General features: G+C 44.5%; 9 protein-coding genes. All 9 read right to left on the bottom strand.

Annotation, left to right across the window (positions count from 1 at the left end; genetic code table 11):
- Nucleotides 1-6 precede the first annotated feature (6 nt).
- On the bottom strand, nt 7-1683 hold the full coding sequence (locus AC0J2F_RS01880) for an alpha-amylase family glycosyl hydrolase (RefSeq protein WP_473008388.1): 1677 nt from the start codon (nt 1681-1683) through the stop codon (nt 7-9).
- Between the two features lie 4 nt (nt 1684-1687).
- Nucleotides 1688-3997 carry a glycoside hydrolase family 65 protein gene (locus tag AC0J2F_RS01885; RefSeq protein WP_473008390.1) on the bottom strand — a complete coding sequence of 770 codons (2310 nt, stop codon included), beginning with the start codon at nt 3995-3997 and terminating at the stop codon, nt 1688-1690.
- Nucleotides 3994-4659 carry a beta-phosphoglucomutase gene (gene pgmB / locus AC0J2F_RS01890; RefSeq protein WP_473008392.1) on the bottom strand — a complete coding sequence of 222 codons (666 nt, stop codon included), beginning with the start codon at nt 4657-4659 and terminating at the stop codon, nt 3994-3996. The genes AC0J2F_RS01885 and pgmB overlap by 4 nt, the downstream gene beginning before the upstream one ends.
- A gap of 164 nt (nt 4660-4823) precedes the next feature.
- On the bottom strand, nt 4824-5864 hold the full coding sequence (locus AC0J2F_RS01895) for a LacI family DNA-binding transcriptional regulator (RefSeq protein ID WP_473008393.1): 1041 nt from the start codon (nt 5862-5864) through the stop codon (nt 4824-4826).
- 296 nt (nt 5865-6160) lie between these two features.
- Nucleotides 6161-7810 carry a solute:sodium symporter family transporter gene (locus AC0J2F_RS01900; protein WP_473008395.1) on the bottom strand — a complete coding sequence of 550 codons (1650 nt, stop codon included), beginning with the start codon at nt 7808-7810 and terminating at the stop codon, nt 6161-6163.
- A 106-nt stretch (nt 7811-7916) separates the two neighbouring features.
- Nucleotides 7917-8783: a T9SS type A sorting domain-containing protein gene (locus AC0J2F_RS01905; RefSeq protein ID WP_473008396.1), complete on the bottom strand. Its 867-nt coding sequence runs from the start codon at nt 8781-8783 to the stop codon at nt 7917-7919.
- A 36-nt stretch (nt 8784-8819) separates the two neighbouring features.
- Complete coding sequence (locus AC0J2F_RS01910; RefSeq protein ID WP_473008397.1) at nt 8820-9584, bottom strand: glycoside hydrolase family 16 protein; 765 nt, start codon at nt 9582-9584, stop codon at nt 8820-8822.
- A gap of 3 nt (nt 9585-9587) precedes the next feature.
- Complete coding sequence (gene bglX, locus AC0J2F_RS01915; RefSeq protein ID WP_473008398.1) at nt 9588-11873, bottom strand: beta-glucosidase BglX; 2286 nt, start codon at nt 11871-11873, stop codon at nt 9588-9590.
- Complete coding sequence (locus tag AC0J2F_RS01920) at nt 11874-13520, bottom strand: glycoside hydrolase family 16 protein (RefSeq protein WP_473008400.1); 1647 nt, start codon at nt 13518-13520, stop codon at nt 11874-11876.
- Nucleotides 13521-13523 lie beyond the last annotated feature (3 nt).

Below are 13523 nucleotides of genomic sequence, written 5' to 3' on the forward strand. Positions count from 1 at the left end.
TGCTTTTTATTCATCAATAGCCTCCAATAAAACAAGGGTTGCATCAGAAGTAAGGCTTACTTGGCCATCTTTTACAGTTACTGTCTTGTCGGAATATGCATCCCGTAGGGTCGCTCCCTCTGCAAAGGCCATTCCTATCTCAATGATCTTTGCCCCTTTTGGTGCGTTTAGAGCTACAACAACGGTGTCTTCTCCTTCGGCATAAGTACGAGAAAAGGTATAAGGCTCAGCAGCCAATTGTTGATGTCTACCAATCCCTACAGCCAGATGATTGTTCTTAAACTGACCCAATTTTTGGTAATGGGCTAAAAGGCGTTGTGCTTGGGCATCTTGAGCATATGCTTCCCAATCCATGGCGGAACGCAAGGTGGCATCGCCGTTGGTGCCTTCAATAAGCAGAGAACGACCTACTTCATCTCCGTAGTACATCTGAGAACCACCTGGAGTTAGCAACAAGAGGTTTGCTGCCGTATAAGTGTTCTCGCGAGCTTTATCAAAAGGGTAACCGTCATCGTGAGAGGTCAAGTAGCTCAAGGTCCCGTAATCTGACAAGGTCGTATTCAAAATAGAATCATAGCGAGAGAAAACTGCCTCGTAATCTACATCCGCCTCCTGAGAGCGCAGATCAAAATTGATCATAGCCGTAAAAGCATCCTTGTAATAGTCTTTTTGAACATCGCCAAAATTGGTCATCAGGCCATCGTTAATACCATAACCATAGACCTCGCCTACGGTGTAGAAAGGCGTGTCATCCATCACTTTATCTGGGTTGGCCTCTTTCCAGGCATTAAAAGCGTAGTCACACTCTTTTTTGAACTCCTGCCACACATAGGCTTCGGTATGTCTTACCGTATCTACACGGTAACCGTCAATTCCAAAGTCGGTGATATAATCAGTAAGCCATTTCATAATATAAAAGCGCGGCGCTCTTGGGTAGCCTGTTCGTGCAAAGAATGCATCCAGCTCTGCCATTTCTGCCTCGTAACGGCCTTCTGCCTTCCATTTGGCAACCAAGACCGGCGGTAATTCCACATCCTGGTTGCTTTCTGTCTTAATATCCGGTAAGTTCTTAACCAAGGTACACTCTACGGTAGTTTCGTATGAGGTGTAGGTACAGGTTGGCTCAGTACGCACCCACTCCTTGGGCCACACCGCATCTTGCTCGGTGACAGGCCCTGTATGGTTGATCACTGCATCTAGCAGAATGCGAATTCCTTTGCCATGAGCTGCTTCTACTAAAGCTGCGAGATCTTCAAAGGTTCCGAAATTCGGGTCTAATTGCGTCCAATCTTTTGTCCAATAACCGTGATAGGCATAGGTATAGCCAGTGCCTTCGTCCGTACCGTCGTGAACCTGCTCTACTATTGGAGTCATCCAAATAGCATTGATACCAAGGTCCGAGAAATAACCTTCCTCTATCTTCTGGGTGATCCCTTTTAGGTCTCCGCCTTCAAAACCTCGCAAAACAGCGGTCTCTTTGTTGCGCTCAAAATTAACATCGTTAGTAGTGTCGCCATTGTTAAAACGGTCGGTCAACAAAAAGTACAAATTGGCAGCCTTCCAATCGAAAGCTTTAGCTGTCTCGCTTTGCGTTTCAGCCTCAGCAACCGACTCTTTGGCCTCCTGTTTGCAAGCCATCAAAGCAAGCATCAGCAGTACATAAAATACAGATCGTAATCGCATAGTCTTAAAGATTTACAGTGGTTGCAGCCCCTTGGCTAACCGAAACATCCTGGCCGTTAATGCTAACAGTTAGCGAACTGTCTCCGTCAACTTCTAAACTACACAAATTAGCATCTATGGTCACAGTAAGGATCTGTCCTCTAAAATTCACACGGAAACGATAGCTGTCCCATTGTTCAGGTATTCTCGGAGTTAAACTCGGTTTATCATCGCGAATTCTAAAGCCAGCAAAACCCTCCACAATACTCATCCAAGTACCGGCCATGGAGGTGATGTGACAACCTTCTTCCACTTCTTTGTTGTAATCGTCCAAATCCAGACGAGAAGTTCTCAGGTAAAAAGTATACGCCTGCTGCATACGACCTAACTTGGCAGCCTGTATAGCATGTACACAAGGCGATAAAGAAGATTCGTGAACAGTAAATGGCTCGTAGAAATCAAAATGTCTTTCCAACTCCTCATCTGTAAACTGATCTTCAAAGAAATAGAACCCTTGAAGCGTATCCGCTTGTTTGATGTATGGCGAACGCAAAATACGATCCCAAGACCAGTGTTGATTTATTGGGCGCTGCTTCGGGTCAAGATCACCAACCTCAATGAGCTCTTTATCTAAGAAGCCATCCTGTTGCAAAAACACATTGTGCTCCTCTGAATACGGAAAATAAAGGCCGTCGGCAACAGCAGTCCAATCTTCTATCTCGGCAGCCGTTAAATTCGTTTTGTTGGTGATACGCTCGTAATCTGCAGCTGCTTCGGATTGAATGCGGTTCATCTGCGCTGCGGCGTAATTCAAACACCATTGGGCACTGAAATTGGTATACCAGTTATTGTTGACGTTATTTTCGTATTCGTTCGGACCAGTAACTCCTAAGATCACATATTTCCCTTTCTCTTTGGAGAAGGTAGCGCGCTGCTTCCAGAATCTAGCGATCCCGATAAGCACCTCGGCGCCCATCTCGTTGATATAAGAGGTGTCTCCTGTATAACGGGCATAGTTAAAGATCGCAAAGGCAATAGCCCCATTTCTGTGTATTTCTTCGAAGGTGATCTCCCATTCATTATGGCACTCCTCCCCGTTCATGGTTACCATAGGATACAATGCCGCTCCATCGGTAAAACCAAGTTTCTGAGCATTCTCAATGGCCTTTTGCAGGTGTTTGTATCTATAGATCAAAAGGTTTCTGGCCACCTGCTGATTCTTGGTAGCCATGTAGAATGGCAAGCAATAGGCTTCGGTATCCCAATAGGTACTACCTCCATATTTTTCGCCCGTAAAGCCTTTAGGGCCAATGTTCAAACGCGGGTCTTTACCCAAATAGGTTTGGTTGAGTTGAAAGATATTAAAACGGATTCCCTGCTGCGCTTTATCATCCCCTTGAATTTTGATATCTGCCATGGCCCAAATCTGCTGCCAAGCAGCCGCCTGAGCGTTAGCTAATGCCTTAACTCCGGTTTCCTTTCCTTTTGCCAAAACAGCTTTGGCTGCTGGGATCAAATCATCTATGGCATGGTTGGTAGATACTGTATAACCGGCATACTTTTCTAAATTGATGGTATCTCCTTTAGCGACCATGGCCTCATAAGTAACACTGGCCGTCATTTCAGTTTGATCTACCTGACTTTCTGCAACAGGTTTGTCGTTTAGAAAGACCTGAGAATCCATATAAGTACACACATGGAAGGCGGTCTTCTCTGTGGCTGAATGTATAAAAGCTGCAGATTTGTTCGCGCTGATGCCTTTGATATCCCAGAATTTATCGTCCCAGTTAGAGTCTTCATTGGTGATCCCGGCATCGATATAGGGCGTAAAACTGATCTGAGCGTCTGCGCTCAGTGGTGTAACGCGATAATCAATAACGCCTAACTCGTCCATATCCAAGGAAAGGAATCGCAAAACGGCAACCTCAACCTCCTTGCCATTTTGTAGCCTTGCTTTAAAGCTACGGGTGTATAGGCCGGTCTTCATGTCCAACTCGCGCTTAAAGTCAACAACACTTTTACAAGTATGCAAGTCTAGCGCTTCTCCATCAACACTAACATTTACGCCTATCCAATTCGGCGCATTCAGTACTTTGGCAAAATATTCTGGATAACCGTTTTTCCACCAACCCACTCGTGTCTTGTCCGGATAGTAGACTCCGGCAATATAGCTTCCTTGAAAGGTGGGACCTGAATACTGCTCTTCAAAATTGGCGCGTTGGCCCATTGCTCCGTTACCGAGACTAAAAAGACTTTCAGATGATTTTACGCGCTCCGGATCAAATCCTTCTTCTATGATAGACCACGGATGTGTTACGATATATTCCTGATTCATTTTACTTCTTCGCTGGTTAATTGATTTATAAAATCGGTTGGTATTTGCTCAAAATTTTCAAAGACGTGATGGGCGTGAGACAGATGCTCTTGTTTTCCAATTCCCACGGAGACCATGCCACCATTGTTAGCAGCCGTTACTCCCGCCTTAGAATCTTCAAAGACCACACATTGTTGTGGTTGTAATCCGAGAAGCTCTGCGCCTTGCAAAAAAACCTCAGGATCTGGCTTGGCAGCGGAAACGTTCGTACCGTCCACTATGGCGTCAAATTGATTGATCATGCCAACACGTTCTAAAATATGTCTGGCATTCTTACTGGCAGAACCTAAGGCAACACGATACCCTTCGCGCTTTAATTTGGCAATGAACTCACGTACCCCTGGCAGTACGTCGTCTGCACTCATGGTGGCTATATGTGCCAAGTAGTCGACATTCTTGTCCGAAGTCAAAAAGTCAAATCGCTCTTGAGTGATCTCTATCCCTGCCCAATCTAATATTTTTTGCAGGGAATCAATACGGCTAACGCCTTTGAGTTGTTCGTTTAATTCTGGTGTTAGCTCAAAGCCTAAGGTGGCTGCAGTTTTTTTCCAGGCTAGGTAGTGGAAATGGGCTGTATCTACAATTACCCCATCCAGATCAAATATAATTCCTTCTATTTTCATCGTAATTATAACGCGACCTGTGCCTCCAACTAAATAGATGTTGAAAGCTGCAAATCGCTTATGTATTTAAGCGACAAGCACTATGCTCATCTGCGTCAAAAAAAGGGAAGTAATAATAGCCGCAGAAATGCGGTATAAATATAAGGAATTTTTACACCAAAGCCTTATTTGGCAGTTGAGGCTCTGGGAATCAATTCGGTCTGTATCACTAAGGTCTGATAAGCGTCGTCCGGGTCGTCGTTCTCAATTCTGTCTATCAGTAAATGTGCTGCGCGTTTTCCCATATCATACCCGTGTTGACTTACTGTAGATAATGGCGGTTGCGCGTATTTAGAAAGCAAGCCGTCTGTAAAACCAACCACTTTTACATCTTGTGGCACTTGTTTACCAGTTTTTTTAACCGCATTCATGGCAGCAATCGCAAAGATCTCATTCACGGCAAAAATAGCATCCAGGTCAGGGTTTTTATCTAAGTAAGCGCCTATGGCCAAGTCTAAGGCATCACTCTGCGCTATGGTGTCCATATCGTCATCTAGTTTTAACACCCGCTGCGTCATTTCTTCTTGACCTGCATCCTTTAAGGCTTTCTGATAGCCCATATACCGTAGCTTACCTACATTGACATGATCGTTTGTGGTAATGATACCAATATTGGAACAGCCCTGATCTACCAAGTAAGAAACTGCTGTTCGAGCGCCACGCACATCGTCTACCACTACTTTATCGGTGTCCAGATCTGGCAGATCCCTGTCCACAATAACAATTGGCATTCCTTGATTTATGGTCTCGCGCAAATGGTGATAGTCTTTTTTAAGCAGGGTTTCCTTTGCTACGGAGATGATAAAACCATCTATACTCCCGTTGGCTAGGGTGTCCATATTGTGCACCTCTTTGGCAAATGACTCGTTAGAGAGTCCAATTACCACATTATAACCTCTACTATTGGCCTCCTCTTCTACGCCTTGAATTACCGTAGTGAAAAAATGGTGGACAATCTCCGGAATAATGATCCCTATGGTATGAGCCCGTTGATTCTTTAGGCTTAAGGCTATATTATTGGGCTTGTAATTGTACAAGGCGGCAAATGCCTGGATTTTCTTGCGGGTTTCCTCCCCAATTTCGTGGCTGTCCTTTAATGCTTTAGATACGGTAGAGATAGACACCTCTAATTCTGAGGCGATCTTCTTTAGGGTCATTTTTGGCATAGGCTCTCGTGTAGGATTCTAAAAAGTGCTAAACAATTGATAATCAAAGGCCGAAATATTCTCGATTCTGTAGTATTCGTCCGTAAAATTTTAGAAAGCGTTAAAATACGCAAACTTATCAACACGCAAACGTTTTCGTGAGTCTTTCTTAGCTGCGCAAGCTTTGCAGACTCAATATTTAGGCTACTTTTACTTTAAGGAAGTAATAATAGCATCTATTAGTGAATTTTTAGCCCGTTAAGGGTCGCTATTATAGTTGATATTAAAAAGAAGGCGCTCAATGAGCGCCTTTTTTGTTATTGGAAGTACACATAGGTGCTGATAACTATAATCACCACTATCGCTCCGGCAAGCTTAACGTGTTTCCATGGTTCTATATCAACCTGCTCGGTATACTTTTGTACATAAGGCGTTTCTCTCGGCTTCCACTTTCCGATAGCGAGCATAATCAAAGTGTTTAATACAAACAGGATCGCCATTACGTGTAAGAAGTGCGGATAAGCGTCTGCCATGATCTCAGCAATTTGCTGCTGATCGGTTATACCTTCTGCGGCGATTCGCGCCTCTGCACGACCTACAAAATATGGCTGCAAAATGAACTGGCTTATGCAATAAAGCAATGACCCGGACAAGAGTCCGATCTTTGCTGCTATAGCAGGTACGCGTTTTGTCAAATAACCTACCACAATAATGGTAAGTATGGGGATCGAATAGATTCCATTCACTTCTTGCAAGTAATCGAACAGCGAACCAGCATTGGCTAATTGCGGCGCAATGAACATCGAAGCCAACGCAAGTACAACTCCAAAGGTCTTTCCGTTCTTAACTACGGTCTTCTCGTCGGCATCTTTGTTTATATGCTGCTTGTAGATGTCTATCCCGAAAAGGGTCACCGAACTGTTAAGTACCGAGTTGAACGAACTCAAGATCGCTCCAAAGAGCACCGCCGCAAAGAAACCTAGCCAAGCCGAAGGCAATACAGCATTTACTAGTCTAGGGTAAGCCGCATCGGCCTGGTCCAATCCGCCTTGAAAATAATGGAAGGCGATAATACCCGGCAATACCACGATCACAGGGCCTAATATTTTAATAAAAGAAGCCAGAATCAGTCCTTTTTGGCCTTCTTTAAGGTTTTTAGCCGCCAAGGCACGCTGAATGATCTGCTGGTTGGTTCCCCAGTAGAAAAGTTGAACCAGCATCATTCCTGTAAAAATGGTAGAAAATGGGATCGCACTGGTTTTGCTACCCATAGCGTCGAATTTCTCCGGATTCGCCTCGGTAAGTGTTGTCCAGCCGTCCATGATACTGCCATCACCTATGGCCATCAGTCCGAAGATAGGTATAAGCAATCCCCCTATGAGTAAGCCAATGGCATTGATGGTGTCAGAAACGGCTACTGCCTTCAGCCCTCCAAATACGGCGTAAATAGAACCGATAATTCCGATCCCCCAAACACAGATCCACAGTGCTGCGGTATCTGAAACGCCTAATAATTCTGGGATCCCAAACATATTGGAGATCGCCAAAGATCCGGAGTAAAGAATAACAGGTAATAATACAACTACATATCCAGTTAAGAACAAACCAGATGTCAATGTTTTTGTGGTGACATCAAAACGATTGGCCAAAAATGTAGGTACCGTTGTGAGTCCGCCTTTTAAATAGCGTGGTAATAGAAATAAAGCGGTAACAACTATAGCAATCGCCGCAAGGGTTTCCCAAGCCATTACCAAGATACCTTGATCGTAAGCAGATCCGTTAAGACCAACGATCTGTTCTGTGGAAAGGTTGGTCAATAAGAGCGAGCCGGCAATGACACCAGCCGTAAGACTTCGGCCACCGAGAAAATAACCGTCACTGGTATTTTCGTCTGTTTTTCGGGTTGCTAAATAAGAGATCACACCCACCATTGCGGTAAAGCCTACGAAGGATAAAATTGCTAGCATAGTTGTTTGATGTTGGTTGATAAAAACTTGCCCAAACGGACAGTCTGGGCAAGTTAATAATAAAAATGAAGAACGTATTGTTCTTTAGGTTTGCCGTCTTTTTAGACTATCGCTTTACGATCTTGATCTGCTGCTGACCAGCATCAGTGGTCACTGTAGCAAAGTAAACTCCGGTCTTAAGACCAGCTACATTGATAGCAGAGTTTGTTCCAGTAAGCTTCTGAGTCAATACTTGTTGTCCAAGTACATTGTAAATAGCAATTCCTGTTTGCTCTGTTCTAGTCTGTACGTTTAACACATCACTAGCTGGGTTTGGATAAGCAGACAAGCCGATGATCTCAGCATCGTTCACATTAAGAGCAACTGGTCCTACTACTACGCTTCCTAGTGTACCTTCATCTGCTGGGTTAGCGTTAGGTCCAGATACTTCAAATCCGAACTGTACTTGTCCATCAGCTGCATCAGTTTCAGTCATGGTCATAGAGAATACACCAGCTTCTGTGATTGGCAAAGTCATCTCACGAAGTAAAGCAGAAAAATCTGCGTTGAATACACGGATAAAAGCAACTACGCTATACTCAGAACTCAAAGTATAGCTCTCTACACCACCTGTGAAAGTCTGCTCTCCACCCAGTCCAGAGTTGTCTCCTACAATAGTGTTAGCTCTCATGAACTTAGCACCTTCTCCAGTAGTTTGGTTTACCCAAAACGGATCGTCTGGGTTTTCTGCGTAAGTGTTGAAGTTTGGCTGAAGCGTGATACGCCCGTCAGCACAGTTTACAGTTGACTTAAGATCTCCTACACCCCATCCAGAGTTGAATACAAAAGTTGTTTCGTCTAATTCGAATACATTCATGAATCCGAACCAAGCGTCTCCGTCAACTCCAGCACAAGGATCTACTTCGATCGTTGTTTGTGCATTACTTGTGAACATCGCAAACATTGCTGCTAATAGTAAGTAAGTTTTTCTCATCACATTTTAATTTAAATTAATAATCAAGTTTCAAGTTTAAAAATTGTACACCTTCACATAGTCCACGATAAAGTCCTGCGGAAAGATGTTATCATCTACCTCAGGGCCGCCAAAATGTCCTCCAATCGCCATATTAATTATCAAATAGAATGGCTTATCAAACGGCCAGGTCTGGGCGTTCTTTGTCTTGGGCTTAAAAGTGTATACTTCTTTACTGTCTATATAAAAGCTGATCTTGTCTGCCGTCCAATCCGTACGGTACACATGGAAATCGTTTTCCACATCAGCTATATGTGTTTGTTTTGAGTTGATCGTTGCGCCATAACTGTCGGGCGTATGCAAGGAGTTATAGATAACCCCAGGTTGCTTGCCAACGTATTCCATAATATCGATCTCTCCACAAGCCGGCCAAGTGTTGGTGTCAATATCGTTGCCTAACATCCAAATGGCTGGCCAGATTCCTTTTCCTTTAGGTAATTTGGCTCGAACCTCAATACTGCCATATTGGAACTCCATTTTACCCTTGGTGGTGATACGACTACTGTTGTATACCTCACCTTTTTTAGTGGCGGAGATGATCAAATGACCGTTATCTACCACAGCATTGGCTTTGTTGTAGATCTGTCGCTCGTTGTTACCCCAACCGCAGAGATTAGGACAACCGTCGCCGAGTTCGTAATTCCAATAGACCTCATTGAGCTGATTCCCGTCAAAATGCTCCTCGAAAACGAGCTTGCTAGAAGTGTGTCCACAACCAGCTAAAAGCAAAAAAGACGATATGATCAAAATGGCTCTTAACATGTTTTATCTGGCAAATTCTGTACTGTATTGAGTTGCCGAGCTTCCTCCAACAAAAACTCGGAAAAGACCATCTTCCACTATAAATTCGCCTTCATTATTATAAAAACCTAATTCGGCATCACTCAAGTTAAATGTTATCTCTTTGGATGCTCCTGGTTCTAATTCCACCAGTTCGAATCCTTTGAGTTCACGAACAGGTCGGGTTACAGAAGCAGCAACATCTTGTATATATAGCTGAGCTACCTCTTTGCCTTTAACAGCTCCGGAGTTTGTAAGGGTAAAGCTGACTTTATAAGTGCCGTCTCCGTTGGCATTGACCTCTAAACCATCATATTTGAACTCTGTGTAACTCAAACCATGACCAAATGGATACAAAGGCGCGTTGGATTCGTCCATATAATGTGACCAAAAAACCAAATTTGGCGCTGGAATAGTCGGTCTACCCGTGCTCTTATGGTTGTAATACAAAGGAATTTGCCCCTTGTCTCTTGGCGTGGTCATCGGCATCTTCCCGCTCGGGTTGTAATCTCCATAAAGCACTTGAGCAATAGCGTTTCCACTTTGAGTTCCCAACTGCCAAGCTTGGACAATAGCTGGAATGTTTTCGTCTGCCCAAGGCAAGGCCAAAGGACGTCCACTTTGCAATACCAATACTATGTTCTTATTGACTTTATAAACTGCCTCTAAAAGCTCTTGTTGAACGCCTGGCAGATCTATATTTACTCGACTGCGTCCTTCTCCACTTTGCCATCCAACCTCTCCGAGATTCATGATCACAACATCTGCCGCACGAGCTACGCGAATTGCCTCTGCAAATCCACTGGTGTCATCTTCGTTGATCTGAGTTTCCATGACAAAAGAGGTAGGTCCAACGGATACTTGCGCCCCTAAGGCGTAAGTAAGCCTGTTGTCTGGGTAGGCTGCCATACCCTCCATTAATGAAACGGCAGTATTGTCATCGGCAGCAATTCTCCAACTACCCAGTGGGGAGTTTTTGTCATTAGCAAACTGACCTATTACGGCTATGCGTTGCCCAGACTTTTTCAAAGGGAGTAATTTGTTTTCGTTCTTAAGCAGTACAATAGACTTTTTAGCCATATCTAGCACAGCCTCTTGATGTGCTTCTTTACCTATGGTGGCTTTTTCTCGGGCCTCATCACAATATTTGTAAGGATCCTCAAAAAGACCCAATTCGTATTTCACTGTTAAGATTCGTCGTGCAGCATCGTTGATATAGGCCTCATCCACCTTACCTGCTCTTACTAGTTTGGCCAAATGCTCAACATACAGATAAGATTCCATATCCATATCCGAACCAGCATTTGCGGCCAACTCGGCAGCGTGTTTTCCATCTTTGGCATAACCGTGCGCTACCATTTCTCCAATTGATCCCCAATCGGAAACCACAAAACCTTGGAAATTCCATTGGCCTTTTAATATCTCTCGTTGAAGAAACTCATCTCCAGTTGCCGGTATTCCGTTAAGCACATTGAAACTATTCATAAAGGTCTTTACATCGGCATCTACTGTAGCTTTGAAAGGGGGTAGAACCATATTGTATAGCGTACTGCTGCCAAAATCGGCTGTGTTGTAATCTTTTCCACCTTCGGCAAAACCATATCCCGCAAAGTGCTTGGTGCAAGCCGCAATGGTAAAGGGGTCAGAAAGGTCATCACCCTGGAACCCTTTAACACGAGCCATGGCTATCTTGCTTCCGAGGTAAGGATCTTCTCCTGCTCCTTCCATTACTCGACCCCAACGTGGATCGCGTCCTATGTCCACCATAGGAGCAAAAGTCCAGTTTATTCCAGACGCTGCAGTCTCTGCTGCAGACACCTCTGCTGATCTTCTAATGGCTTCCATATCCCAGCTAGCGGATTCGGCCAGTGGGATTGGACTTAGGGTTTTATATCCGTGGATGGCGTCAAAACCAATGATAAGCGGTATTCCCAAGCGGGTCTCTTCTACAGCTATCTTTTGAACTGCGCGCACATTTTCAACTCCACGAACATTCAACATAGAGCCCACCCAACCTTTCTTCAGGTGATCGTACTTTTTGTTTGCAGCCTCATCACCCGCTGGTACTGGCCCTGTTACGTTCCAGAAACCGTTGTACTGATTCATTTGGCCGATCTTCTCTTCCAAGGTCATGATATTCAGTAAAGAATCAACCTCGGCTGCAAAAGGACTCGAACTGTCTGTATTGGCTGTAGACGACCCTGTTCCTGAATTACAGGCCGCAAAGGTCAAAGCCAAAATAACTATCCCGAAAAATGCTGCTTTTTTCATCTATTGGTATACTCTTATATAATCGATTTCGAATGTAGATTCCGTAAAGGCCGGATCTATAGCACCACCAAAGGTTCCTCCCATGGCCACATTGACCAAGAGGAAAAAGTCCTTTTGGAATGGTACCGACTCAGAATTTGGAAAGCTCAATCCAACAGTATCATTGACATAAAAGGTTATCTGATCCTCTGTCCATTCCAAGGCGTAGATATTAAAGTCGTCTGACGCTCCAGGTAATGGGGTGTCCACTGTGATGGCGTCTCCTCCGGAATTCCCAGGGAAGTGAAGGGAATTAAAGATCACGTCTTGGCTGTTGCCAACGTGCTCCATAATGTCCATTTCTCCGGCTCCTGGCCAAGGGTTGGTGTCTATATCCGCTCCTAGCATCCAAAATGCTGGCCAAGTTCCGGCGCCCGTAGGCAGTTTGGCACGCATTTCCACACGTCCGTATTGGAACTCGAATTTATCTTTGGTGATCATACGAGCCGAGGTATAGTTTGACCCTTCAAATGCCTCTGCTCGTGCAGTGATCTTTAATACACCGTCTTCTATAATAGCATTCTCTGGACGATCTGTATAGTACTGTGCCTCTGCGTTACCCCAGCCACATAGGTCAGGACAACCGTCTCCGATCTCAAAGGTCCAATTGGCTTCGCAAGGCGCTCCTGGAGTATCGAATTCGTCGGCCCATACTAAAACATCATTGTTTCCACTTCCGGTGGCTCCTGTAGAACCGCCAGCACAACCTGGAGCTCCGCCGCCACTTTCTGGCACAAAGGTGTGGTACCAAGCTAATGGATCTCCTGGTGGATCGAATGGATTCTGAATTCCACGAACCACTAATTTATTCTCAGTCAGTTCTACGATCTCATATTCTGTAATTCCTGCATAATAAGACAAGGTACTTCCTGGAACTGTTAGCGTTGTTGTGCCGTCTGACTCAATTAATGAGAAGTTTGTACTGAGTTCTATCTGATCAGATATGTCGCGGCATTCATCTACAAACTCTCCTGGACTAGCATCAGGAAAGAAACGCTTAATTTCTGTCCAGTTAATAAAGGTCTCCGCACCAGGGTTAAGGGTATAGAAAAAGCCTCCAGCTCCGTCGAAGCTGAAAGTTATAGTGTCGTCATAAAGGCAAGGATTTAATTGGTTGGGAGCTGCACTAAAGAAGTTCGCAAAGTCAACATCTGGAGCACCCACTCCGAAGTGGCCTCCATTTGCTGAATCCCATACCCACGTCTTGCTGCCGTCTCCCGCCAAGGCAAATTGAACCTCCGGATCCAGCACCAAAATAACGTCGAGTTCTGCTGTTAATTGCAATGAGCTGGAAGCCCCTCCTCTACCAAAGGCCACTACAACGATATCTCGTGTGTACTGGCCAACTTCGATATAGCGGAAGGTGGCTTCCTGTCCATTACTAACTACCACAGGGTCAGCATCAGGCTCAAAAAAGACATGAAAATTAATGGCATTGTCTGCCGATGGTAAAACACTAACTATGCCTGATTGGTCACTGGCCACTGTGAGTTCAACTTGCAAATTAGTCGGTGCAGTGACATCGCCGAAGACCTTATCGTCTTCTTGACATCCCTGGACACCTAGAATCACTGTGATGATGAAAAATAATTGATAAATACGTTTCATAGT

It is taken from the genome of Gilvibacter sp. CC01, from assembly GCF_055755295.1.

Coding starts and splice junctions, on each gene's coding strand:
- AC0J2F_RS01910 (WP_473008397.1), bottom strand. CDS start 9,584: ATGTTAAGAGCCATTTTGATCATATCGTCTTTTTTGCTTTTAGCTGGT.
- AC0J2F_RS01885 (WP_473008390.1), bottom strand. CDS start 3,997: ATGAATCAGGAATATATCGTAACACATCCGTGGTCTATCATAGAAGAA.
- pgmB (WP_473008392.1), bottom strand. CDS start 4,659: ATGAAAATAGAAGGAATTATATTTGATCTGGATGGGGTAATTGTAGAT.
- AC0J2F_RS01920 (WP_473008400.1), bottom strand. CDS start 13,520: ATGAAACGTATTTATCAATTATTTTTCATCATCACAGTGATTCTAGGT.
- AC0J2F_RS01895 (WP_473008393.1), bottom strand. CDS start 5,864: ATGCCAAAAATGACCCTAAAGAAGATCGCCTCAGAATTAGAGGTGTCT.
- AC0J2F_RS01880 (WP_473008388.1), bottom strand. CDS start 1,683: ATGCGATTACGATCTGTATTTTATGTACTGCTGATGCTTGCTTTGATG.
- AC0J2F_RS01905 (WP_473008396.1), bottom strand. CDS start 8,783: ATGAGAAAAACTTACTTACTATTAGCAGCAATGTTTGCGATGTTCACA.
- bglX (WP_473008398.1), bottom strand. CDS start 11,873: ATGAAAAAAGCAGCATTTTTCGGGATAGTTATTTTGGCTTTGACCTTT.
- AC0J2F_RS01900 (WP_473008395.1), bottom strand. CDS start 7,810: ATGCTAGCAATTTTATCCTTCGTAGGCTTTACCGCAATGGTGGGTGTG.